The following is a 25,872-nucleotide window of genomic DNA, read 5'->3' as shown; positions in this document are numbered from 1 at the left end:
ACAATCCTTTTTTTTAACAATTTTATTCGCCTCTTTTGGCTTAATTTCAAATGGTCAGAATCTTAATTTGAAAGCAAATAAAAGAAGTTTGGCTGCCGAAGTAGACAGCATCATCCAAACACAAATTAATCTAGACAAAATTCCTGGAGCTGTAATCCAAATAAAAATGGGCAAAAATAGTATTTATAAACATGCTTATGGATATGCCCAAAAATATAATTTTGACCATCAGCATATAAATCCGTTAGAGAAAATGACGGAAGAACATCTTTTTGATATTGCTTCTCTCACCAAAGTTGTTGGAACCACAACCTCTATTATGTTATTGCAAGACCGAGGACTTCTTAATGTTGAAGACCCTGTAAGTAAGTATATCAAAGCTTTTGATACCCCCGAAAAAAAGGATATTACCTTACACCATCTTCTTACTCACACTGCAGGACTTTATGAATGGTATCCGCTTTATTATCGAGCTTCGAACAAACAGGAAAGCTATAAGTTAATAGAAGAGCTTCCTCTTATGTTTCCTGTTGGAGGGCAACGACGTTATAGCGATTTAGGATTTGTTCTTCTTGGAGAAATTGTAGAAATTGTTTCTAAACTCCCCTTAGAACAATTTATGAAACAAAATATTTTTGTCCCTCTAGGAATGAAAAATACAACTTTTAATCCGCTAACTACAACACATTATAAAAAAATAGCGGCTACTTCTCACGGAAATCCTTATGAAAAAAGAATGGTTTATGATTCGATACTAGGATTTAAAGTAAAAGAAATTGACCCTACCCAATGGAACGGATGGCGTAAATATACTCTAAAAGGAGAATCAAATGATGGCAATACTTGGTATGCAAACAACGGAATTTCAGGTGCAGCAGGAATATTTTCGACAATTGACGACATTCAAAAACTGGTTGATATGCTTGCTAATAAAGGAAAAGTAGGTTCCAAAACATTTATTTCTGAAGTAACCATAAAAGAATTTCTAACAAAAGATAAATTTAATAATGGTATCGGTTGGATGATGGATCCAAAAAATGCCTTTATGAAAAACGGTCCCGAAGGAACTTTCGGACATACGGGTTTTACTGGAACTAGCATTGCAGTAATTCCAAAAAATAAAATTTCAGTATTATTATTAATCAACAGGCAGAATATTGGATTACAGGAAAACGGAGAATATTTCAATCCAAATATAATACGTCAGCAGGTTTTCGAAGCTGTTTTAAAACACAATCAATAAAATAATAATTTTTTTTAGACAATACCCATTGCTAGATCAAAAAAGACAAATATTATAGTTAAAAAATAGTTAGTTTAGTTAGTTGGTTCTTCACCGAGAGCTTCTGCTTTTTAGTTTTGATAGAAGCTCTAGTGGAGAATATAAATTGAATTAATTATAAATAGAATTAATTATAAATAGAATTAATTATAAATAGAATTAATTATAAATAGAATTAAAATCTATTTCAAAAGAGTCAAATTTTAAAATAGAAAAAATAATATGACTGTCCACTTAGCGGACTAATAACCCAATAAAGCTCGCAGATGACACGAATTAAACGGATTTTCGCTGATATTAATATAAAAATCCGTTTTTATCGGTTTAAATCCGTGTCATCCGTGTGCCATTTTCAAAATTGGTCCAAGTAACTGATAATAATGAAAAATAATATCAAATTAGCTGTAGATTGTGCTTTTATTTATGACTTGAATTCTCTAAAAAAGTAAAAATAGAAGATCAAAAAAACAGGTTTTATAAACAATAAAAAATATTCAAAAAATAAAAATAAAAATGAAAAGAAACAATCCAGATACTGAGCAAGAATCCTTATACTCTAATTTAGATAAAATGAGTACTCAAGAATTACTCATTAACATCAATGCCGAAGATAAAAAAGTGCCAGAAGTTGTAGAAAAACAAATACCTAAAATTGAAAAATTAGTAGATGTCATCGTTTCTAAAATGAAAACTGGTGGTAGATTATTTTATATAGGTGCGGGTACTTCTGGTAGAATTGGAGTTCTTGACGCATCAGAATGTCCACCTACTTTCGGAGTTCCTGATGATTGGGTCATTGGAATTATTGCAGGAGGAGATTCGGCAATAAGAAAAGCCGTTGAAAATGCAGAAGACGACATTCATCAGGCTTGGAAAGATCTAAAAAAATATGACATATCTACATTAGATGTTGTTATAGGAATTGCAGCATCGGGCAACACTCCTTATGTCATTGGTGGATTAAAAAAAGCTAGAGAAAATAATATCATAACTGGAAGTATTTCTTGTAATAGTTTAAGTCTAATTTCTAAAGAAGCTGATTTTCCGATAGAATTAATAGTAGGCCCCGAATTTCTTACTGGAAGCACACGAATGAAATCTGGAACTTCTCAAAAATTAGTTCTAAATATGATTACAACATCAGTTATGATTAAACTGGGTCGTGTAAAAGGCAACAAAATGGTTGATATGCAATTATCAAATAAAAAATTGGTAAAAAGAGGCGTGAAAATGATTGTCGAAGAACTAAATATTGATAAGATGCAAGCAGCAAAATTACTTGAAGAACACAAGAGTGTCAGAGCCGTTTTAATGGCTATGAAAAAAATATAGAAAACGAAATTAACATTCAATCGTTTTTTTAAGATAATAGGTTTGATTTAGTTTTTGTCATTTTGAACACTGTTAATGTCCATTATATCCAATACAAGTAGCATAAATAGTGGCAACAGTGTTTAATTTGACATAAAAATCATCCTTTATTAAAAGTGAAATCTCATAAATCAAATGGCATACTATTATTAAAATTTTAATAAAAATGACACCAAGTACAATACTAATTCTTATCATTTTCTACTTCGGAATTTTATTCTACATATCACACGTAGTAAGTAAAAAAGATGATAGCAATGAGGCGTTTTTCAAAGCCAATAAAAATTCAAAATGGTATTTAGTAGCTTTCGGAATGATAGGAACTGCTCTATCGGGTGTAACATTTATATCTGTTCCAGGAGAGGTTGGTGCTCCAAGTGGAGAACAATTCAAATATTTTCAGTTTGTTTTGGGTAATGCACTAGGATTTATTATTATCACAAAATTACTATTGCCTCTCTATTATAGAATGAATTTAACCTCTATATATGGTTACATAGAAAAAAGAATGGGTTTGTATAGTTATAGAACTGCTTCCTCAATTTTCTTGATAAGTAGAACCGTTAGCTCTGCATTCAGGCTCTATCTTGTTGTAATTGTATTGCAACGTTTCGTTTTCGATTATTATAAAATTCCGTTTTCTTTGACGGTATTACTATCGTTAGTTTTAATTTTTTCTTATACCTACAGAGGAGGACTTAAAACGATAATTATTACAGATACTTTGCAAACTTTTTTTCTTGTTTCATCAGTATTTCTAACCATCTATTTTATTTGTGATAGTTTAAATTTAAGTCTAGTAGAAGCCTTTTATGAAGTAAAAAAAAGCAATTACTCAAAAGTGTTTTTCTTTGATGATTTTATGACCAGCAAATTTCATTTTGTGAAACAAATTTTGGGTGGAATGCTTGTTACTATCGCCATGGTTGGTCTTGACCAAGACTTAATGCAAAAAAATCTCAGTTGCAAAAACATTGGCGAAGCACAAAAAAACATGTTTACCTTCACGGGAATATTCGTTATAATCAATATTTTTTTCTTGAGCGTTGGGGCTTTACTTTATATTTATGCAGACAAAAACGGCATCGCCATTCCTTTGGATTCTATTACAAATAAACCGAGAACTGATTTGTTATTTCCAGAAATCGCACTAAACCATTTGTCTTTAATTCCTGCAATAATATTTTTATTAGGACTTATTGCAGCTACATTTGCCACTACTGATTCTGCATTAACAGCACTTACAACCTCTTTTTGTGTTGATTTTCTTGGTATGGATAAAACCGAAAACCGTTCCAAAAAAAATACAATAAGAACTAGAAATTTTGTGCATATTAGTTTTTCTGCATTGGTATTTTTAGTTATTTTAATTTTTAATTCAATTAACGACAGCTCAGTTGTTGGGATGATATTTAAAGTTGCATCCTACACTTATGGTCCGTTATTAGGATTATATGCTTTTGGATTATTTCTGAAATCAAAAAAAGTAAACGATAAACTAGTTCCTTTTATATGCTTAATGTCTCCAATGGCAACTTATCTTATCAATGAAAATTCAAAAATATTGTTTTTTGGATATGTTTTTGACAATGAATTAATACTAATAAATGGAATAATTACTTTTATTGGGTTATACCTAATCAGTAAGACTTCCGTTGAAAAAATAAGTTTATAAACAGTTCTTAAAAAACAAACTACCTCGGGGTGAAAACCACTAGGTATTGACAAAGTAAAACACAAATTCGCACACAAAAAAAAAATCTGTGAAATCTGTGGCAAAAAAACAAATCGAAGCAGAGCTTCGAGGAATAAAACCAAAAGAGATTAAATTCTAAAAGTGTTAAAAAGTTGATGGTGTTCAATATTAAAAAAACTATAATTCAATATTTAATGAAAAATTACATTACAAAAATTAGTTTCTATCTTGCCTTATTAATTTTGATCACTAATTGTGCGACTAAAAAAAGTAAGATTTCCAGTCTTCCTCTAAAAAACCCCATTATTACAGAAAATAATGAAACCTATATTCCTAAAATCAAATCTGAAAGAAAAACTTTTTTCAAAGATTCTGATACCGAAACTCATTGGGTTGACAGCATTTATAATAAAATGTCTCTTGAGGAAAAAGTAGGACAACTTTTTATGGTCTCAGCCTATTCTAATAGAGATTCCACTGAGGTCGAAGGCATTGATAAATTGGTTCAGGAATATAAAGTTGGAGGTCTTATTTTTTTTCAAGGCGGGCCAGTTCGTCAAGCCAATTTAACCAATCGGTATCAAGCTGAAGCCAAGGTTCCACTATTCATCGCAATTGATGGCGAATGGGGTTTGAGTATGCGATTAGATTCTACTTATCGTTATCCTTGGAATATGACATTGGGTGCCATTCAAGATTTGAAATTAATCGAAAAAGTTGGGACAAATATTGGTAAGGAAAGCAAACGAATGGGAATACATTTCAATTTTGCTCCAGTTATCGACATCAATACCAATCCTAAAAATCCTATAATTGGATTTCGTTCTTTTGGAGAAAGCAAAGTTAGTGTTACCGATAAAGCCATCGCTTTAATGCAAGGGGAACAAAGTCAAGGTATTTTTTGCACAGGCAAACATTTCCCTGGACACGGAGATACTTCAACCGATTCCCATAAAACATTACCGACAGTTAATTTTACAAAAGAGCGTATTAATCTAGTAGAATTGTATCCTTACAAACGAATGTTTGATGAAGGGTTAGCTTCTGTAATGGTTGCCCATCTCAATATTCCAAGTCTGGAACCACAAGAAAATTGCCCTACATCAATTTCGCATAATGTGGTAACTGATATACTCAAGAACCAACTGGGTTTTGAAGGTTTAATTTTTACGGATGCTCTCGGAATGAAAGGCGCAAGCAACTTTAAAGGTCCTGGAGATATTGACTTAGCTGCATTTATGGCAGGAAACGACATCCTGCTTTGTCCAGACGATGTGCCATTGTCCATTGAAAAAATTAAAACTGCCTATAATGAAGGAACTATTTCAGAAGATCGTTTGGCATATTCTGCCAAGAAAATATTGCACTATAAATTTAAAGCAGGATTAAATAATTATAAACCAATTGAAACCTCAAGTTTAATACACGACCTTACTCCTACTCTAAATGATGCACTGCAATATCAATTATATGAAAATGCAGTTACCGTTTTGCAAAACAAGGAGGAAATACTTCCTATCAAAAATCTAAATCAAAAAATTGCCTACGTAAAATTAGGAGATGGTCCAAATAGTTCCTTCGTGTCAACATTAAAAAAATACACAGAAGTTACCGAAGTATCAAACACCAATATCGACAGTTTAAATATTGAACTCAAAAAATACAATACGGTAATCGTTGGTTTTCATAAATTAGACAAAGCATGGGAAAAACAAGATTTTTCGGAAACGGAATTGCTTTGGTTACAAGAAATTGCAAAAAACAATAAAGTAATTCTTGATGTTTTTGTAAAACCCTATTCACTGCTGCCAATAACAAATTTTGATACTATTGAAGGACTTGTAGTTTCCTACCAAAATTCAAATATTTCTCAGGAAGTTTCAGCTGAGCTGCTATTTGGAGCAATTGAAGCCAAAGGAAAACTACCAGTTTCAATCAATACTGCCTTCAAAGTAAATGATGGTTTATCGACAGAAAAAATGAATCGTTTGGGTTTTACAGCTCCTGAAAATGTAGGTATGAATCCATTGATTTTATCTAAAATTGACTCTTTGGCACAAAAAGCAATTGATGGCAAAATGACCCCAGGAATTCAAGTTCTTGTGGCTCGAAAAGGAAAAGTCATTTATCAAAAATCTTATGGTTTTCATACTTATGACACTATTGAAAAAGTTTTAAATTCTGATTTATATGATGTTGCTTCCCTTTCGAAAATGATTGCTACACTTCCAAATGTGATGCAATTGTATGACCAAAATAAAGTAGCTTTGGATACAAAATTAGGAACGATGCTTCCGTATTTTGCAAATTCCAATAAGAAAGATATTCTTTTCAAGGATTTACTTTCCCACTATGCTGGTCTTGTAGCTTGGATTCCATTTTACAAAACAACATTGGATGGTTCAAATATGCCATTGAAAAAATATTATAGCAAAACCTTTGATTCCCAGTTTTCAAGAAAGGTCGCCGACAGTCTATTTATCCGAAATGATTATCACGATACTATTATGAAAATTATTGCCGATAGTCCTCTATCTTCAAAAAAAGAGTACAAATACAGTGATTTAACCTTTATGATTCTGAAAGAATATTTAGAAAAGGCCACCCATAAAAAGTTGGATGTCCTTAGCCGTGAAAACTTCTACAATTCTCTTGGAATGAATTATACGCTATATAATCCTTTGCAAAAATTTGACAAAAGCGTAATTGCACCAACAGAAATTGACAATTATTTTCGACACCAAGTCATCCAAGGTTATGTTCATGACCAAGGTTCAGCTATAGAAGGCGGAATTGCAGGTCACGCCGGAATTTTTTCTAATGCAATGGATGTTGCCAAAATGATGCAACTATTTTTACAAAAAGGAAATTACGGAAACCATCAATATTTCTCCGAAAAGACATTCGATGATTTTAATACTTGCTACTTTTGTGCCGAAGGAGTTCATAGAGGTTTAGGTTTTGACAAAAGATTAGGCAAAGAGGGTTCTACTTGCAATTGCGTTTCCGAATCTAGTTTTGGTCATACTGGCTTCACAGGAGATATAGCTTGGGTTGATCCAGAAACCGAAATCGTTTATGTTTTATTGTCAAATAGAACTTATCCGGTAATTCCTAACGAAGGAAACAAATTGTCCAAAGAAAGAATTCGGGAAGATATTCAGAAAATAATTCAGGAGTCAATCATAAAATAAAAATTTATATGACTGTCTGTTAAGAATACCAAAGTTTTTATTATATTTTTTTAACCATTAAGAAATTAAGTTAAGTAACGAGAAAGATATAATGTCGCAATTATTAAAAAGAGTTTTTGCCACAGATTAGAAGGATTAAAAATATTTTTAAGCTAATTAACGAATTAATCTGTGCTAATCTGTGACCCGAGCGATAGCGAACAGGCGAAGCAAATCTGTGGCAAAGGAATTCATTAAAATACGACATTAAATTTTAGCTATTACTTATAACACTTAACGAGCCTTAATTTCTTAATGGTTTCAAGAAAAAAACTTTATTTTAAAATAAAATAATTTAGATTTTCGATTGGTACTAGTAATAGACAGTCATAAAAAATTACATCTAAATTCTAGGAAATTAAAAAAAAATAGTAGTATTCCTTTTAGTAAAAAATCAAAAATGAACAAAAATCTAAAATCGTTATATCAAATTGCCCAAAAACCATCACGCACCATTATTGGTCTGATGTCTGGCACCTCTTTGGATGGTTTAGATGTAGCTTTATGTGAAATTTCGGGTTCAGGCGAAGCTACGGAAGTTAAATTATTACAATTCGAAACTGTTGACTATTCGGAAGATATAAAAACAGAAATCCGAAACGTTTTTGCCAAGCAAACCATTGATTTTCAAAAACTGGTCGTATTGAATGAATGGATTGGAATACTCCACGCCAATATGATTATCGAATGCTTAAAGCATTGGAATATATCTAAAAATGAAGTCGATTTAATTGCTTCACACGGACAAACTGTATTTCACACGCCAAAGATTTTGCACCAGCAAGAAAAATTCCCAAATGCTACCTTACAAATCGGAGATGGCGATCATATTGCCGTAAAAACGGGTATCATTACAATTTCTGATTTCAGACAAAAACATCTCGCCGCAGGTGGTGAAGGAGCACCATTGGCGGTTTACGGAGATTATTTTATCTTTGGCAAAAAAGGCGAAAATAGAATTATGCTCAATATGGGAGGTATTTCAAATTTCACCTATTTACCCTCGAGTTTGAATCCAGAAGAGGTTTTCGTAACAGATACAGGCACTGGCAATACACTTATTGATGCTTTTACAAGATTATATTTCCCTGAAAAAGAATATGATAAAGATGCTGAAATTGCAAAACAAGGGGTTGTAAATCAGTCCCTTTTGGATGCGTTGAAATTGAATAAATTCTTCCAAGATTCTTTTCCTAAAACCACAGGACCTGAACTTTTTAATCTTGAATACGTCAAAAAAGCCCAAACTGAAAGTAATACCGAAACTATTTCTATCCAGAATTTATTAGCAACATTAACCCGATTTAGTGCCGAAACCATAGCCGAAGCAATTACTTATGCCACAAAAAACACAAAAAATACTATAGAAGATTTTACCGTTTATATGTCGGGAGGAGGTGCTCACAATCCATTATTAGTAAGTTGGCTGAAAGAACTATTGCCTTGTAATTTTTTAAAAACGGATGTTTTGGGAATTTCAGGTGATGCAAAAGAGGCGATACTATTCGCTATTTTAGCAAATGAAACAGTTTCTGGCGGTGATTCAAATTTTGGCTTGCGCAAAGGAATTCCATCAGTTTCAATGGGTAAAATTTCATTTCCAAGCTAAAAAGCTAAGCTAATTAAAAACAAAAAAACAATGACTAAAGAACGCTTAACTTCACTAGATGTATTCAGGGGTTTTACTATTTTATTGATGACCATCGTCAACAATCCAGGAAGTTGGGCTTCGATTTATCCTCCTTTAGAACACGCCGAATGGAACGGTTGCACCCCAACTGACTTGGTTTTTCCATTTTTTGTTTTTATAATGGGAACGGCAATCCCATTTGCAATGCCACATAAACAATTTGATTTTGCCGTTTTTAATAAAATTATTGTTCGCTCCCTACGAATTTTCTGCCTTGGATTATTCTTGGGTTATTTTGGAAGAATAGAATTATTTGGTTTAGAAGGAATCTCTTTATTAATCCTCCGAGTAATTATTTCGTTGGCAGTTGGTTTTGCTCTTTTAGGAAATTTTAGTTTAAAAATTAAAACCTATTTAGTCTTTGGAATTCTTACAATACTATTATTTTTAGCCTACAGCCGAATAGAAGAATATCAAGACGTCAGAATTCCTGGTATTTTACAGCGAATAGGAATTGTATATTTATTTGCCTCAATTTTATATTTGAAAACAACCCAAAAAACACAACTTCTAGTTGCAACTTCAATTTTATTATCTTATTGGATTTTAATGGCTTTTGTCCCAGTTCCGGGATTTGGTGCAGCAAATTTTGAAAAAGGTACCAACTTGGCAGCTTGGTTTGACAATTTTATTTTAAATGGACATTTATGGAGTTATGCCAAAACTTGGGATCCGGAAGGAATTTTAAGCACATTGCCTGCTATAGCCACAGGAATTATTGGAATGTTCATTGGGCAAACACTAAACCTACAAATTCCAAAAATGGAAATTGCAAAAAAAACAGGAATTATTGGAGCTATTCTGGTAATTTTTGGTTTAATATGGAACATCATATTTCCCATCAACAAATCACTTTGGACCAGTTCTTACGTCTTATACACCGCGGGATTAGCAATACTGATTTTGACCTTTTTATACTATATAATTGAAATTGCCAACTATAAAAAATGGACAAAGTTATTTTTAATTTGGGGGGTTAATCCTATGATTGTATTCTACTTTTCAGAAATAATTCCAAGGGTTTTGAGTGCTATAGAGGTTCAAAATCCAGAAATTAAAACGGAACAAATTAATCTTCAAGATTACTTTTATACCTTTTATGTCGTGCCTTTTTTTAACAATCCAATGAATGCGTCATTAGCTTTTGCCTTGATATATGCCCTTTTCTGGTCTCTTATTTTATGGATTTTATATAAAAATAAACTAATTTTTAAAGTGTAATTAACCTGAAAAACAGAAAAATTAGTAACTCATTTTCATCAATTTTAAATCAAAAACAATGACTAAAGAACGTTTAATTTCGCTAGATGTATTCAGGGGATTCACTATTTTATTGATGACTATTGTCAATAATCCAGGAAGTTGGGATTCGATTTATCCTCCTTTAGAACACGCCGAATGGAACGGTTGCACCCCAACTGACTTGGTTTTTCCATTTTTTGTTTTTATAATGGGAACTGCAATCCCATTTGCAATGCCACATAAACAATTTGATTTTGCCGTTTTTAATAAAATTATTGTTCGCTCCTTACGAATTTTCTGCCTTGGATTATTCTTGAATTATTTTAATAGAATTGAATTATTTGGCATAGAAGGAATCTCTATATTAATCTTGAGACTAGTTATAACTTTTTCGGTTGCTTTTGCTCTCTTGGGGAAATTCAGTCCAAAAATTAAAACGTATTTAGTTTCGGGAATTCTTGTAATACTCCTATTTCTGGCTTATAGCCAAATAGAAGAGTATAAAGACGTCAGAATTCCTGGTGTTTTACAACGAATAGGAATTGTATATTTCTTTGCCTCTATTTTATATCTGAAAACAACCCAAAAAATACAACTTCTAGTTGCAGTTGCAATAGTATTAACTTATTGGATTTTAATGGCTTTTGTCCCAGTTCCTGGATTTGGTGTAGCAAATTTTGAAAAAGGAACCAACTTGGCTGCTTGGTTGGACAATTCAGTTTTAAACGGACATTTATGGAGTTATTCCAAAACTTGGGATCCAGAAGGAATTTTAAGCACATTGCCTGCCATAGCCACAGGAATTTTAGGAATGTTCATTGGACAAATACTAAACCTACAAATTCCAAAAATGGAAATTGCAAAAAAAACAGGAATTATTGGTGTTGTTCTGGTAATTCTTGGTTTAATCTGGAACAGCGTATTTCCCATCAACAAATCACTTTGGACCAGTTCTTACGTCTTATATACTGCGGGATTAGCAATACTTATTCTAACCTTTTTATACTATATAATTGAAATTGCCAACTATAAAAAATGGACGAAGCTGTTTTTAATTTGGGGGGTTAATCCTATGATAGTTTTCTTTTTTTCAGGAATTATTCCAAGGACTTTGAATGCAATTACAGTTCAAAATCCAGAAAATAAAACGGAACAAATCAGTCTTCAAAATTACTTTTATACTGTTGATATTAAGCCCTTTTTTAGTAATCCAATGAATGCGTCATTAGCTTTTGCACTAATATATGCTCTTTTCTGGTCACTTATTTTATGGATTTTATATAAAAACAGATTGATTTTTAAAGTGTAATTTACAAAGAATAAAGTATTTCAATTATATGACTGTCTGCTAAGTAATAGCTAAAATTTAATGTTGTATTTTAATGAATTCCTTTGCCACAGATTTGCTTCGCCTGTTCGCTATCGCTCGGGTCACAGATTAGCACAGATTAATTAGTTAATTAGCTTAAAAATCTTTTTAATCCTCCTTAATCTGTGGCAAAAACTCTTTTTAATAATTGCGACATTATATCTTTCTCGTTACTTAAGCGGACTAATAACCCAATAAAGCACGCAGATGATATGGATCAGACAGATTTTCGCTGCTATTAATAAAAAAATACGTTTTTATAGGTTTAAATCCGTGTCATCCGTGTGCCATTTTCAAAAATGGTGCAAGTGACGGATAGTCATATTCAATTATTTGGCAAAGAAATTGCAGCAACAACTAAAACTGAACTTTATCAAAATTTTATAGGATAAACTTCTCCAAAAAAACTACTTTTGATTTTTACATAATTTAGAATAAAAATGAATCAATACAAGTACATTCTACTACTAATTTCCCTAATTGCATTTTCGTTTTCGAATGGAAATGCACAAGAAAAATCAACTAATCCAAAGAATGAATTCCGTGCAGTTTGGATTGCTACGGTAGAAAATATTGACTGGCCAAAAAAGAGAACAGATTCCATCGAAAAAGAAAAAGCTGATTTTATTGAAATTTTAGATACTTATAAAAAGCTGAATTACAACGCCGTAATTGTTCAAATTCGAAGTGTAGGCGATGCGTTCTACCCTTCTGAATTAGCACCTTGGTCACGCTATTTGACAGGAAAAGAAGGAAAAGCTCCAAGTCCCTATTTTGACCCACTGGAATGGATGATTACTGAAGCTCACGCCAGAGGTTTCGAATTTCACGCTTGGTTAAATCCATATCGCGCAACTATGGATTTGAAAACAGAAATCTTAAGTCCTAACCACGATTTCTACAAACATCCCGATTGGATGATTAAATATGGTGGAAAATATTATTACAATCCTGCTTTGCCCGAAGTTCAAACACTTTTGGTTTCCGTTGTTAATGAAGTAGTTCGAAATTATGACATCGATGCCATCCATTTTGATGATTATTTTTATCCTTATAAAGTAGCTGGAGAAGTATTTAACGATTCCGAGTCTTTTGCAAAATATGGTAACGGTCTCAGTCTTGATGATTGGAGACGCTCGAACGTGAATAATTTGGTAAAAAAGGTTTCTTCCTCTATAAAAAAAATCAAACCTTGGGTGCAATTTGGCATTAGTCCGTTTGGAGTTTGGCGCAACAAATCAATTGATCCAAAAGGTTCTGACACTCAAGCTGGACAAACTAATTATGACGATTTATATGCAGATCCATTGGCTTGGATGGAAAATAGCTGGATAGATTATCTTGTTCCTCAACTCTACTGGAGCATCGATCATCCTAAAGCTTCCTATTCAAAACTATTGAAATGGTGGTCAGAAAATTCAAAAAATACTGCTATTTACATCGGTAACGGAACCTATAAAATCAATAGCGATTCGGATAAAAAATGGAGCGATCCAAATGAAATTCCGAATCAAATTAATGTCACAAGAACTTATAAAAACGTGGAAGGAAATGCGTTTTTTAGTGCCAAATCATTCGTAAATAAAAATCGAAATGTTGCTCAATTATTATTAGAAAATCAATATAAATATCCTGCACTTCCTTCTGCTGTTCCCTATTCTAAAAAAATAGTTATTGATGTTCCAACAGTAAATTTGATATCGAAAGACACTGATAATTCAAGTTTTACCATCCAATATCCACTGAACAGTAAAGTGCGCTATATTATGATTTATCGTGCGAAAATTAACTCTAAAATTGATGTTAATAATCCAAGTCAAATCATTGAAAAAATATGCTTAACCGAAAAATGTGATAGCATTAAGATTTGTGTCCCAACAAAAAAATCAGATGAAAATAATAGTTGTGCTCTCACTTTTATTGATTATTTTGGTAATGAAAGTGCTGCAACAATTATTAATTAACCGAAAATAAATTAAATGGAAAACGACTCTAAACCTTGGTATTGGATACCTATTTTAAACTTTGCTTCTGGCTTGCCTTACGCCATTATCCTTTCAGTTTCGGTGATTATGTACAAGAACCTAGGAATCAGCAATGAAGATATTGGAATTTATACCAGTTTATTGTATTTACCTTGGGTAATTAAACCTTTATGGAGTCCTTTTATTGATATTTATGCAACGAAAAGAAAGTGGTTTTTAACGATGCAATTATTGATTTCTATTGCTTTTTTGATTGTAGGATTAACGATTCCAATGAGTAATTTTTTCGTATTGAGTTTGGCTATTTTTTGGGTTGCTGCTTTTGCATCAGCATCAAATGATGTAGCGAGCGATGGCTTTTATATGCTGGCTTTGTCCAAAGAAAAACAAGCCTTTTTTCTAGGAATCAGAAGCACCTTTTATCGCCTTGCTATGCTAACTGGAAATGGATTAATAGTGGTAATAGCGGGTTATTTGGAGCAAAAATATGGAGACAAAACCAAAGCTTGGTCTTATACTATGGTCATAGTTGGTTTTATTATGGCGATAATAACAATATATAATTATTTTTCAACTCCAAAAATTGAAACAAAAACTACCGAAAACGAATTCCAATCAACTCCAAAAGTCAGTTTTGGAAAGGTTTTTTCCACTTTTTTTCAAAAGAAACAAATTGGTTTGGTTTTAGCCTTCATCTTGTTATTCAGATTGGGAGAATCTCAATTGTTAAAAATGCTTACCCCTTTCTTAATTGATGAAAAATCTGTTGGAGGAATGGGATTAACAACGCAAGATATAGGTATTGCTTATGGGACATTTGGTGTTATTGCACTTGTTATTGGTGGACTTTTAGGCGGAATTGCAATATCAAAAAACGGTCTTGGTAAATGGATGTTGCCTATGATTTTGACAATGCACCTCCCTATAATAGGATTTATTCTGCTTTCTCATTTTCATCCTGAAACTATCCTAAATTTGAACTTTTGGTTTATTGACTTTAAATTAAATCCAATTTTAATTGATTTTAATTTCAATCCTTCTATTTATGCCGCAGTAATAATTGAACAATTTGGTTACGGATTTGGATTTGCTGCATTTACAATGTTTTTAATATACGTTGCCGAAGGCGAATCGAAAACCTCCCACTACTCTATCGCCACTGGATTTATGGCTTTAGGAATGATGCTTCCTGGAATGTTGAGCGGATATATTCAAGAATATTTAGGTTACGGAAATTTCTTTATTTGGGTGCTTTGTGCCACAATTCCAGGATTAATTTTGTCTCGTTTTTTGATTTTTCCTAGCGATTATGGAAAGAAAATTATAAAATAAATTGCACACGGATGACACGGATTTACTTCTTAAAGACACGGATAAGAACTGATTCTTAAAGATTAAAATTTAAATAAATAGTTTGCAAAAAAGAAACTAATTACATTAATTAGAACAATTTTAAAAATCCGTTTTCATCTGCGTTTTTACGAAGTAAATCCATATAATCTGTGTACCATCAAGCATAAATTTTAAACAATGACATTAAAACAAAAAATAGGACAATTCTTTTTTCCTGCCGTTTTTATCAACGACACCGAAGAAAATATGCAAGAAATTGAACGTCTAATCAAAGAACATAATATTGGTGGATTGACCTTTTTTCATAGTCGTGCAAGTGCTGCAACGAACTATGAAACCAAGAAAAAAATTGAAATCAATGATTATAGTTTTGAACGCTTAAAAGAACTCATTGTTCGTTTTCAAAAATGCACAACAACTCCCCTTTTGATGAGTATTGATGCTGAATGGGGATTGGCAATGCGTGTCGAAAAAACACCACAATATCCTTATGCCATAACACTTGGTGCTTTGCCTGAAAGCGAAATCAATTTGGTTTATGAAATTGGAAAACAAATTGGATTAGACTTGAAATCGGCAGGTATTCATTACAATTTAGCTCCATTAGCAGACATCAATAACAATCCAAATAATCCCGTAATTGGTTACCGCTCTTTTGGTCAAAATAAAGAAAAAGTGGCTCGTTTTGCTTTAGAATATTTGTGTGGAATGAATGATGTTGGCGTTTTGGGTTGCCTGAAGCATTTTCCGGGTCACGGAAATACCAGTGTTGATTCGCATTTAGGATTGCCCGTTTTAGAAGAAACTTTGGAACAATTACTCGAAAACGAATTGGTTCCATTTATTAAAGGAATTGAGAATAATGTCGATTCGATTATGATAGGACATTTGGCCGTTCCTGCTTTGAATGATGGAAAAAACACATCGGCAACTTTATCAAAACCCATAATTGAAGATCTTTTGCGAAAACAGTTGGGTTATGATGGGTTGGTGATTTCAGATGCGTTAAATATGCACAGCGTTTCAAAATTATATAAAAAGAAAGGACAGCTCGAATGGGAAGCTTTTAATGCTGGAAATGACGTTTTGTGTTTCGCCGAAAACGTAGCCGAAGGAATTCAGGAAATACTCAAAAATGCAACTTCAGAAAGGATTGAAGCTAGTTTTAATCGACTATGGAAATTAAAACAAAAAGCAGGAATTCTAACTGGTAATACAGAACCTATAGGTAATTTCAATTTTGAAACTACTTCGGTTTTGAATAGAAAAATAGCCGATAATTGTATCACTAAAATAAAAGACAACGATAATAGTGTGACTGTTTTTGACGCTAAGAACAGGGATCAACTTGCCAAATTAAGTCTTTATAAAAATGTAGAAAACGTATTTTTTAAAACTTTATCAAGCTCACTTCCATCTCCAGAATTTGCTCTTGAAAAAGGTGATGAAAATTCAATAGAGAAGTTAGAAAAAGATCTGTCTGATTTCGATACAATAATTGTTTCTCTTTTTGTACCAAAAGCAAAACCTTTGAATAATTTTGATATGGAGGAATCTGTTTTGCAATTCTTAGCAAAGTTAATTATTTCAAAAAAATGTATTTTATATGTTTTTGGAAATCCCTACGCATTACAGGTTATTCCAAATTTGAAATCTGCTACAGGAATTATTCAAGTTTATCAAGATTTCATTGAATTTCAAGAGAGTGTAGCAAAACAACTATTAGAGAATTTGGAATGCAAAGGGGCTTTGCCAGTTTTAGTTAAAGGTATTTAATTTCAAAGTATAATTAATAACTATTGTTATATAAAAATTAATAATTAAAATTTATATTACAAAACATCTCTTTTGGTTTATCTTTGTATCAAATAAAAAAATAACAACTTAAAATCTTAAAAAAATGTCATTAGTAGGAAAAAAATTCCCAAGCATTGCAGTTGACGCCATCTCTGAAATGGGCGATAATTTGAAAATTAACATTTTCGAAGAAGCAACAAAAAACAACAAAAAAGTACTTTTATTTTGGTATCCAAAAGATTTCACTTTCGTTTGTCCAACTGAATTGCACGCTTTTCAAGCCGCTTTACCTGAATTCGAAAAAAGAAATACAATTGTAATTGGTGCTTCTTGTGATACCAATGAAGTGCATTTTGCTTGGTTAAACACAGCAAAAAACAACGGTGGAATAGAAGGTGTAACTTATCCAATTCTTGCTGACACTAATCGCAACTTATCAAATATCCTTGAAATTCTTGACATTGAATCTACTAGCTACAGCGACGAAACTGATTCAGTAATTGTTGAGGGTTCAAACGTGACTTACCGTGCTACTTATTTAATCGATGAAGACGGAAAAATTTTCCACGAAAGTGTAAATGATATGCCGTTAGGTCGTAATGTAAACGAATATTTGCGTTTAGTTGATGCTTACACTCACGTTCAAACTAACGGAGAAGTTTGTCCAGCCAACTGGGAAAAAGGAAAAGATGCAATGCACGCTGATAGAAACAGTACTGCGGAATATTTAGGTTCACACTAGAAAAATACAAAATTCAAATTCCAAAAAACAAATAAATACCAATTTTTTAATTCTCAAAACTTTTTTTCATAAATATCTCTTTTTGTTTTATAGGTTTTGAAATTTTATTACAAATTTAATTTTTTTTTTGAATTTGAGATTTATTAGATTTTTGTGTTTTGTTTTTTGGAATTTAGAAATTTTAATTAAACTTTAAAAAATATGTTAATCGAATTAAACGAAGATACGTTACAAGATTTGGTTTCTAAAAACGAAAAAGTAATCGTTCAATTTTCGGCATCTTGGTGTGGAAATTGCCGAATTATGAAACCAAAATTCAAAAAATTGGCCTCAGAAAATGAAAATTTGACCTTTGTTTTAGTTGATGCTGAAAGTTCTCCAGAATCAAGGAAACTGGCTAACGTGAGTAATTTACCAACGTTTGCCACTTTTGTAAATGGCAAATTGGTCAACGAAACCCAAACGAACAAAGCCGAAGTTTTGGCTGAGTTAGTCAACGAAATCAAATAATTATGAAGCTACCTATAATCAAACATTTATCTCAATTTATTGAAGAAAATGACCAGGATTATCTTATTGAAACCATCGAAGTTCTTGAAGCTTTAACTGAAGTTTCTTCTTTGAAAGAGGAAGAATTAGATGTGATTGGCGAATTAATTTCGAATATGTATGGCGCACTCGAAGTTCAGAAATTAATCAAAGGCGGAATGGATAAAAAAGAAGCTTTAAATACTTTTATGAAGCGAGTTCTAGGATCAATAGATAAATAGTCTATCCTAATTTCAACAGCTTTTTGAATAAAATGCGCACAAACGCTTTCTGCAATGAGAGCGTTTTTTTTTGCGACATTATGCAATTCATAAATCCAAAACCTTAAATCGTAAATAAAATTTCATACTTTTGAAGCACATAAAAAAAACTATAAATTATGGCTTCAATTACATTAGGAGGAAATCCGATACACACTTCAGGCGAATTACCAAAAGTTGGCACAAAACTAGCTGATTTTAAATTGGTAAAAAATGATCTTTCAATCGCAACACTTAGTGATTTTGCAGGAAAGAAATTAGTTTTAAACATTTTTCCAAGCATAGATACAGGAACTTGCGCTACCTCTGTTCGAACTTTCAACGTTAGTGCTTCTAAATTAGAAAACACATTAGTATTGTGTATTTCTAGAGATTTACCTTTTGCCCAAAAACGCTTTTGTGGTGCTGAAGGAATCGAAAATGTAGTTAATCTATCTGATTTTCAAGAAGGTAGTTTTGGCAAGACCAATGGTTTAGAAATTATTGATGGTCCATTAGCAGGGTTACATTCAAGATCAATCATTGTTGTTGATGAAAATGGTAGCATTCTTTACACCGAACAAGTATCAGAAATTGCTAACGAACCTAATTATGAAGCTGCATTAGCAGTGCTTTAAAAGCGTATTAATGGAATTTCAGAAAGACAATACTTTCTTTAGCGGAAGACTAAAGAGCATTTCCTTTGCTGCTAAAGGAGCTATAAAATTGATTACAACCGAACATAGTGTGATTGTGCAATTTTCAATTGCAATTTTGATGACTATCGCTGGTTTTTACTTTAATATTACTAAGACAGAATGGCTTTTTCAAATCCTTTCTATCGGATTAGTTATGAGCATTGAAGGAATGAATACTGCTGTCGAAAAAATTGCCGATTTTATTCATCCTGATTATCACGAACGCATTGGATTCATAAAAGATATTGCCGCTGGAGCCGTTCTTTTTGCAGCTTTCACAGCAATTGCAATTGGATTAATTATTTATTTACCAAAGTTTTTATAGGAATTAGTACAATCAAGAATGGCAAAAACAGTTAAAAAAGATACTCCAGAAAAGAAGAACGATTCAAAAACGGAAACAAAAAAACCTTGGGAAGTTTCCAAGCAATATAAAATTGTTTATGGCTCTCTTTTAGTCTTATTTTCAATTGCTTTATTGCTTGCCTTCATTTCCTTTTATATTTATGGACAAGAAGATCAAAATGCTGTAAACCAATTAACGGATCGAACTGAAACTGTTCAGAATTGGTTGGGAAAATTTGGTGCTTTTCTTGCCGATTTAATTGTTTATAAAGGTTTCGGAATTGCTTCTTTCTTTTTTGTTCGATTATTTTTCCTGACTGGTTTGTTTTTAATTTTGGATATTTCCTTGAAGAAGTTAAAAAACATTTGGTTTTGGGATTTATTCGTTGTTATCATTTTATCCGTTTTATTTAGTTTTTTTGCCACTTCCCTACCTGAATTGGGAGGAACAATTGGTTATGAATTGAATTTATTTTCGCAAGATTACATAGGGAAAACTGGAACATTATTGGTCTTAATTTTTGGACTAATCATATACCTTATATTCAAAATAAAAGTTTCACCCGAAAAAATAAAATCTTTTTTCGAAAGAACCAAAAAAGAAATTAAATCAGATTTAGATTCCAATGCTTCGACTATAGATTCCGGTGCTTATAATCTGGAAGAATATGCCGTTGAAGACGAAGAAGATGTAACATCTGGAATTCATTTAAAAACTACTGGTTCCCAATTCGAATTAAATAAAGACGCCTTAAAACCAACTATCAATAATCCTTCGGAAATTAGTATAAAACCAATTCCGATGGAAGTGGCTCCAACTCACGAACCCGAAATTATTCACACTAATGATGATCATTTTGTCATCGAAAAAGCACCCGAGGAAGATATTATTGAAGAAAACTTAGCTTCAAAATTGGTAGCTGATTTTGGATTATTTGATCCCACTTTGGATTTATCCAATTATAAATATCCAACAATTGATTTGTTGAAAGAATATTCAACTGGTGGAATTACTATCAATCAGGAAGAATTAGAAGAAAACAAAAATAAAATTGTAGAAACGCTTCGCAATTATAAAATCGAAATTGCACAAATAAAAGCTACTGTTGGACCTTCGGTTACTTTATATGAAATCGTACCTGAAGCTGGAATTCGAATTTCAAAAATTAAGAGTTTAGAGGATGATATCGCCTTGTCGCTTTCGGCATTGGGAATTCGTATCATCGCTCCTATTCCAGGAAAAGGGACTATCGGGATTGAAGTTCCTAACAAGAATCCTACAATGGTTTCGATGAAAAGTGTTATTGGCTCAGCCAAATTTCAGGAGGCTGAAATGGAATTACCCATTGCATTGGGAAAAACAATTTCGAACGAAACTTTCGTGGTCGATTTAGCAAAAATGCCCCATTTATTGATGGCTGGAGCAACAGGACAAGGAAAATCAGTTGGGTTGAATGCTGTTATTACTTCCCTACTTTACAAAAAACATCCTGCCGAAATCAAGTTTGTTTTGGTCGATCCCAAAAAAGTGGAGTTAACACTTTTCAATAAAATTGAAAGACATTATTTGGCTAAACTTCCCGATTCAGAAGACGCTATTATTACTGACAATGCAAAAGTTGTCAATACCTTGAATTCGCTTTGTGTAGAAATGGACAATCGATATTCATTGTTGAAAGACGCAATGGTTCGTAATATTAAGGAATACAACGAAAAATTCAAGTCTAGAAAATTAAATCCAGAAAACGGACATCGCTTTTTACCCTATATTATTTTAGTGGTAGATGAATTTGCCGATTTGATTATGACAGCAGGAAAAGAAGTGGAAATACCAATTGCTAGATTAGCACAATTGGCAAGGGCTATTGGAATTCACCTCATTATTGCAACTCAAAGACCATCTGTCAATGTGATTACAGGATTAATTAAGGCCAACTTCCCAGCGAGAATTGCTTTCAGGGTAACTTCAAAAATAGATTCACGAACCATTTTAGACAGTCAAGGAGCTGATCAATTAATAGGTCGAGGAGATATGCTTTATCATAATGGAAATGATGTAGTGCGAGTGCAATGTGCTTTTATCGACACTCCCGAGGTGGAAAAAATCACTGAATTTATTGGTTCTCAAAAAGCTTATTCGACTGCTTATTTACTTCCAGAATTTATTGGAGAAGAAAGTGGCATCAATCTTGATATGGATATTTCCGAAAGAGACACTTTATTTAGAGAAGCCGCCGAAATAATTGTAAATGCACAACAAGGTTCCGCTTCATTGTTACAAAGAAAACTCAAATTGGGTTACAATAGAGCAGGCAGATTAATTGATCAATTAGAAGCTGCTGGAATTGTTGGCCCGTTTGAAGGTAGCAAAGCACGAAGCGTAAATATTCTTGATATGAGTTCTCTAGATCAATTTTTCAACAATGAACAGTCCTAGTGATTCGCTGTAACAGCTATAAAACAAATTGTCTGTTTAAGCCCACTTAATAACAAATTAGTATAATGATACCTCAAACACAAAACAACATCCAATTCAAATTTATCACTATTATCTTCTTGCTATTTTTTAGTTTTTCTATTCAAGCACAAGATAAAAAGGCGAAAGATCTTTTAGACCAAGTAACCTCTAAAGTAAAAAGCTACGATAATATTATTATTGATTTTAAATATTCCTTGAATAATACTAAAGAGAATATCAATCAAGATAGCAAAGGAAATGTGACTATGAAAGGTAATCAATATATTTTGAATTTTATGGGAGTTACCAAGATTTTTGACGGTAAAAAAAGCTATACTATTGTTCCCGAAGATGAAGAAGTAACCATTTCGACAATCGACGAAAATGATGATAATGCTATCACTCCTTCTAAAATGTTGACTTTTTTTAATTCTGGTTATGCCTACAAAATGGATATTTTGCAAGACATCAAAGGGAGAAAAATTCAATATATAAAATTAGTACCAACTAGCTCTAAAGACCAAAGAAAAGAGATATTACTTGGCATAGACGTTCAAACTAAACATATCTATAACTTGATAGAAATAGGTAAGAAAGGAACAAAAACTACATTAACCGTTAATTCTTTTAAAACCAATCAACCTTTATCAAAAAATCAATTTACCTTTGCTGAAAGTAAATACCCAAATTACTACATCAATAAATTAGATTAAACCTTAGGTGAAAATTCTAGACAAATATTTACTAAAAACTTTCCTGACTACATTTACTATGGTATTTGTAATCCTCTTTTTCATATTTATCCTCCAAACAGTTTGGCTATTTATAGCCGAATTAGCGGGGAAAGATTTAGATTTAATAATGGTTATCAAGTTTTTATTGTTTGCAATGCCCCGCATTATTCCACTTGTTTTACCTTTATCTGTATTACTGGCTTCGATAATGACTTTTGGAAACCTAGCCGAAAACTATGAATTTGCCGCGATGAAATCAGCTGGGATTTCTCTACAAAGAGCAATGAAAAGTTTGATTGTTTTTATATCAATATTAAGTGTTGTAGCCTTCTTTTTTGCCAACAATGTAATTCCTTATGCTGAATTTAAGTTTATCAATTTCAGGAAAAACATTGCTCAATTAAAACCTGCTTTGGCTATTGCCGAAGGACAATTTAGTGATGTTGGTCTGTATACTATTAAAGTCAATAAAAAATCAGGTAAAAACGGAAATATTTTGACTGGAATTACCATACATAAAAAATCTCCGATAGGTGGTGGAAGTAAAACGGTAATTAAAGCTAAAAATGGAGAGTTGATTAGCAGTGAAAAGTCCAGTACACTTCAATTGGTATTAAATGATGGCTATTATTATGAAGATATCCTTCCCAAAAAATATGAAGATTGGAGTAAAATGCCATTCGCTAAAAGCTCCTTTAAGAAATACATTATCAACATTGACCTTTCCAAATTAAATGCGGTAGATGTCAATGACGCAAGTATTAGCAATACGAATACAATGTTAAATATTAACGAATTAAGCTATACACTAGATTCGTTGCATAAGACTATGAATACTGAAATTCTATCCTTTTCGGAAAATATTAATCAAAGGATTCGAATTAATAAAAGTGATAAAATTTTTAGTCCTTCTAAAAATAAGCCAATTAATGATTTATTGACGCTGTATACTAATAATCAAAAATTAGATATTTTAAAAACTGCAGCAACAAGCGTAGAAAACACTCTATATTCTGTCAATGAAACCAACACAGAACTGGAATTTAAGCAAAAAAATATAAATAATCATATACTGGCATTTTACGATAAGTTTGTAATTGCTTTTGCTTGTTTCTTGATGTTTTTTATAGGAGCACCGTTAGGAGCCATCATCCGAAAAGGAGGACTTGGATTACCCATAGTTTTTGCAATTTTAATCTTTATTTCTTTCCACTTTATAAATACTTTTGGTAAACGAATAGCGCAAGAAGATCAACTTTCACCCTTTGTAGGTGCTTGGCTTTCTTCTTTTATATTAACTCCATTAGCTATTTTATTGACTTATAGAGCTACAAATGATATTGGTTTAATCAATATGGATGTCTTACTGGCACCCTTTCAAAAAACATTTAAAAAATTATTTCCATCTCCTAAATAAATAAAATATGGATTCCCATAAAATACAACTGAATACTATTGAAGAAGCCATTGAAGCCATTCGACAAGGTAAAATTATTATTGTTGTTGACGATGAAGGAAGAGAAAACGAAGGCGATTTTCTTGCTGCTGCAGAAAAAGTAACTCCCGAGATGATTAATTTTATGGCTACTCACGGTCGGGGATTGATTTGTGCTCCTTTGACCGAAAGTCGTTGCAAGGAATTAGGATTACAAGCAATGGTCAACAATAATACAGATCCAATGGAAACAGCTTTCACAGTTTCAGTTGATTTAAGAGGAAATGGAGTGACTACTGGAATTTCTGCTTCGGATAGGGCTGCCACTGTTTTAGCCTTGGTAAACCAAGACACTAAACCTCACGATCTTGCAAGACCAGGTCATATATTTCCGTTAATTGCTAAACAAGGTGGCGTTTTAAGACGTACCGGACATACAGAAGCCGCCATTGATTTTGCCCGATTGGCAGGATTTAAATCAGCAGGAGTTATTGTCGAAATTATGAATGAAGACGGAACTATGGCTCGTTTACCACAATTAATCAAAGTAGCCAAAAAATTTGATTTAAAAATAGTTTCGATTGAAGATTTAGTTGCTTATAGAATGCAACATGACAGCTTAATTATTAAGAAAGAAGATTTCGAGATAGAAACCCGCTTTGGTACCTTCAGATTGAGAGCCTACTTGCAAACCACCAATAATCGCGTTCATATTGCCTTGACTAAAGGAACTTGGAACATTGGTGAATCTGTTTTAACCCGCATCAACGCTACATTAATCAATAATGACATTTTGGGTACACTTACCAATGATGCCAACAAGAAATTGTGCGACCTATTTGAATTGATCAATACTGACGGCAAGGGAGCTGTACTTTTTATCAATCAAGAATCACAATCTGAAGATTTATTGAATCGTATTATTGAATTGAAAGATTTGCAAACCAAAGGTGTATTCAGAGCTCCCCAAATCAAAATGGACAATAGAGATTTTGGAATTGGCGCCCAAATTTTGCACGACATCGACATCTCGAAGATTCGATTGTTGTCGAATACCGAGCAAACGAAACGCGTGGGAATGATTGGATACGGGCTAGAAATTGAAGAATACGTACAATATTAGGTCTATTTTCTGATTTAATCGTGATTTGGTTTTAGATTAAAACCAAGGAAATGAAACGATTAAAAAATAGTCCATAAAATAGCTGTTATTTTTATAAAAATAGTTTTTGTAAAACAAAAAAAGGTTCTTATATTTGCAACCGCATTGAGAAATCGAATGCGCTTTATTGGAGAAATGGCAGAGCGGTCGAATGCGGCAGTCTTGAAAACTGTTGACTGTAACAGGTCCGGGGGTTCGAATCCCTCTTTCTCCGCCAGTAGAAATACAAATTGAATTAAAACCCTTTAAATCGTATGATTTAAAGGGTTTTTTCTTTTCCTATACAATCAAATTATTCATTAATGCGTGAACTGAAAGGGATAAAATCGGTTACCCTAAACTACCCGAAATTAGGGTAACCGATTTTTATCTCAACCTAGCATTCACAAGGCATTACAACCAGTTCAATGACCAGTTTAAAAATTGTACATCTTGTGTGTTAGTCTTATTAGAATTAAATTTAATAACAACTAAAAGGTTACCACGATGAAA

At 32.4% G+C, this 25,872-nt stretch carries 19 protein-coding genes and 1 tRNA gene; all 20 read left to right on the top strand.

All coding sequences use genetic code 11. From position 1 onward, the window contains the following. Positions 1-1,243: serine hydrolase (locus PHC28_RS02750; protein ID WP_300096457.1), on the top strand; the 1,243-nt coding region annotated here is incomplete at its 5' end. Between the two features lie 552 nt (positions 1,244-1,795). Continuing rightward, the gene (gene murQ / locus PHC28_RS02745) at positions 1,796-2,614 is read left to right on the top strand and encodes an N-acetylmuramic acid 6-phosphate etherase (RefSeq protein ID WP_300096456.1); all 819 of its coding nucleotides are present in this window, start codon (positions 1,796-1,798) and stop codon (positions 2,612-2,614) included. 205 nt (positions 2,615-2,819) lie between these two features. Continuing rightward, complete coding sequence (locus PHC28_RS02740) at positions 2,820-4,328, top strand: sodium:solute symporter (RefSeq protein ID WP_300096455.1); 1,509 nt, start codon at positions 2,820-2,822, stop codon at positions 4,326-4,328. A 215-nt stretch (positions 4,329-4,543) separates the two neighbouring features. Next, positions 4,544-7,543 (top strand): glycoside hydrolase family 3 N-terminal domain-containing protein, encoded by a 3,000-nt coding sequence (locus tag PHC28_RS02735; protein ID WP_300096454.1) that lies wholly within the window; start codon positions 4,544-4,546, stop codon positions 7,541-7,543. A gap of 439 nt (positions 7,544-7,982) precedes the next feature. Beyond that, complete coding sequence (locus PHC28_RS02730; protein WP_300096453.1) at positions 7,983-9,191, top strand: anhydro-N-acetylmuramic acid kinase; 1,209 nt, start codon at positions 7,983-7,985, stop codon at positions 9,189-9,191. Between the two features lie 30 nt (positions 9,192-9,221). After that, positions 9,222-10,493, top strand: a complete 1,272-nt coding sequence (locus PHC28_RS02725; RefSeq protein WP_300096452.1) for a DUF5009 domain-containing protein — start codon at positions 9,222-9,224, stop codon at positions 10,491-10,493. A 58-nt stretch (positions 10,494-10,551) separates the two neighbouring features. Beyond that, positions 10,552-11,823, top strand: a complete 1,272-nt coding sequence (locus PHC28_RS02720; protein WP_300096451.1) for a DUF5009 domain-containing protein — start codon at positions 10,552-10,554, stop codon at positions 11,821-11,823. Positions 11,824-12,323: 500 nt separating this feature from the next. Next, positions 12,324-13,847, top strand: a complete 1,524-nt coding sequence (locus PHC28_RS02715) for a family 10 glycosylhydrolase (protein WP_300096450.1) — start codon at positions 12,324-12,326, stop codon at positions 13,845-13,847. A 15-nt stretch (positions 13,848-13,862) separates the two neighbouring features. After that, complete coding sequence (locus PHC28_RS02710; protein WP_300096449.1) at positions 13,863-15,200, top strand: MFS transporter; 1,338 nt, start codon at positions 13,863-13,865, stop codon at positions 15,198-15,200. A gap of 198 nt (positions 15,201-15,398) precedes the next feature. Beyond that, complete coding sequence (locus PHC28_RS02705) at positions 15,399-16,997, top strand: glycoside hydrolase family 3 N-terminal domain-containing protein (protein ID WP_300096448.1); 1,599 nt, start codon at positions 15,399-15,401, stop codon at positions 16,995-16,997. Positions 16,998-17,121: 124 nt separating this feature from the next. After that, complete coding sequence (locus PHC28_RS02700; protein WP_300096447.1) at positions 17,122-17,760, top strand: peroxiredoxin; 639 nt, start codon at positions 17,122-17,124, stop codon at positions 17,758-17,760. Between the two features lie 201 nt (positions 17,761-17,961). Then, positions 17,962-18,270 (top strand): co-chaperone YbbN, encoded by a 309-nt coding sequence (locus PHC28_RS02695; RefSeq protein ID WP_300096446.1) that lies wholly within the window; start codon positions 17,962-17,964, stop codon positions 18,268-18,270. 2 nt (positions 18,271-18,272) lie between these two features. Beyond that, positions 18,273-18,530, top strand: a complete 258-nt coding sequence (locus PHC28_RS02690) for a hypothetical protein (RefSeq protein ID WP_300096445.1) — start codon at positions 18,273-18,275, stop codon at positions 18,528-18,530. 158 nt (positions 18,531-18,688) lie between these two features. Next, positions 18,689-19,186 carry a thiol peroxidase gene (gene tpx / locus PHC28_RS02685; RefSeq protein ID WP_300096444.1) on the top strand — a complete coding sequence of 166 codons (498 nt, stop codon included), beginning with the start codon at positions 18,689-18,691 and terminating at the stop codon, positions 19,184-19,186. Positions 19,187-19,196: 10 nt separating this feature from the next. Further along, entirely contained in the window at positions 19,197-19,571 is a 375-nt protein-coding gene (locus PHC28_RS02680; RefSeq protein WP_300096443.1) for a diacylglycerol kinase, read from the top strand. Between the two features lie 18 nt (positions 19,572-19,589). Next, positions 19,590-22,028, top strand: a complete 2,439-nt coding sequence (locus PHC28_RS02675) for a DNA translocase FtsK (RefSeq protein ID WP_300096442.1) — start codon at positions 19,590-19,592, stop codon at positions 22,026-22,028. 65 nt (positions 22,029-22,093) lie between these two features. Beyond that, complete coding sequence (locus PHC28_RS02670) at positions 22,094-22,762, top strand: outer membrane lipoprotein carrier protein LolA (protein ID WP_300096441.1); 669 nt, start codon at positions 22,094-22,096, stop codon at positions 22,760-22,762. 7 nt (positions 22,763-22,769) lie between these two features. Then, positions 22,770-24,200: an LptF/LptG family permease gene (locus PHC28_RS02665; RefSeq protein WP_300096440.1), complete on the top strand. Its 1,431-nt coding sequence runs from the start codon at positions 22,770-22,772 to the stop codon at positions 24,198-24,200. Positions 24,201-24,207: 7 nt separating this feature from the next. Next, the gene (ribB, locus tag PHC28_RS02660) at positions 24,208-25,341 is read left to right on the top strand and encodes a 3,4-dihydroxy-2-butanone-4-phosphate synthase (protein WP_300096439.1); all 1,134 of its coding nucleotides are present in this window, start codon (positions 24,208-24,210) and stop codon (positions 25,339-25,341) included. Positions 25,342-25,509: 168 nt separating this feature from the next. Further along, a tRNA-Ser gene (locus tag PHC28_RS02655) sits at positions 25,510-25,597 on the top strand. Positions 25,598-25,872: the final 275 nt, after the last annotated feature.

This window comes from Flavobacterium sp. (assembly GCF_028712645.1).
Lineage (GTDB): Bacteria > Bacteroidota > Bacteroidia > Flavobacteriales > Flavobacteriaceae > Flavobacterium.
This window is presented reverse-complemented; position numbering and strand designations above follow the sequence as displayed.

Coding starts and splice junctions, on each gene's coding strand:
- murQ (WP_300096456.1), top strand. CDS start 1,796: ATGAAAAGAAACAATCCAGATACTGAGCAAGAATCCTTATACTCTAAT.
- PHC28_RS02740 (WP_300096455.1), top strand. CDS start 2,820: ATGACACCAAGTACAATACTAATTCTTATCATTTTCTACTTCGGAATT.
- PHC28_RS02735 (WP_300096454.1), top strand. CDS start 4,544: ATGAAAAATTACATTACAAAAATTAGTTTCTATCTTGCCTTATTAATT.
- PHC28_RS02730 (WP_300096453.1), top strand. CDS start 7,983: ATGAACAAAAATCTAAAATCGTTATATCAAATTGCCCAAAAACCATCA.
- PHC28_RS02725 (WP_300096452.1), top strand. CDS start 9,222: ATGACTAAAGAACGCTTAACTTCACTAGATGTATTCAGGGGTTTTACT.
- PHC28_RS02720 (WP_300096451.1), top strand. CDS start 10,552: ATGACTAAAGAACGTTTAATTTCGCTAGATGTATTCAGGGGATTCACT.
- PHC28_RS02715 (WP_300096450.1), top strand. CDS start 12,324: ATGAATCAATACAAGTACATTCTACTACTAATTTCCCTAATTGCATTT.
- PHC28_RS02710 (WP_300096449.1), top strand. CDS start 13,863: ATGGAAAACGACTCTAAACCTTGGTATTGGATACCTATTTTAAACTTT.
- PHC28_RS02705 (WP_300096448.1), top strand. CDS start 15,399: ATGACATTAAAACAAAAAATAGGACAATTCTTTTTTCCTGCCGTTTTT.
- PHC28_RS02700 (WP_300096447.1), top strand. CDS start 17,122: ATGTCATTAGTAGGAAAAAAATTCCCAAGCATTGCAGTTGACGCCATC.
- PHC28_RS02695 (WP_300096446.1), top strand. CDS start 17,962: ATGTTAATCGAATTAAACGAAGATACGTTACAAGATTTGGTTTCTAAA.
- PHC28_RS02690 (WP_300096445.1), top strand. CDS start 18,273: ATGAAGCTACCTATAATCAAACATTTATCTCAATTTATTGAAGAAAAT.
- tpx (WP_300096444.1), top strand. CDS start 18,689: ATGGCTTCAATTACATTAGGAGGAAATCCGATACACACTTCAGGCGAA.
- PHC28_RS02680 (WP_300096443.1), top strand. CDS start 19,197: ATGGAATTTCAGAAAGACAATACTTTCTTTAGCGGAAGACTAAAGAGC.
- PHC28_RS02675 (WP_300096442.1), top strand. CDS start 19,590: ATGGCAAAAACAGTTAAAAAAGATACTCCAGAAAAGAAGAACGATTCA.
- PHC28_RS02670 (WP_300096441.1), top strand. CDS start 22,094: ATGATACCTCAAACACAAAACAACATCCAATTCAAATTTATCACTATT.
- ribB (WP_300096439.1), top strand. CDS start 24,208: ATGGATTCCCATAAAATACAACTGAATACTATTGAAGAAGCCATTGAA.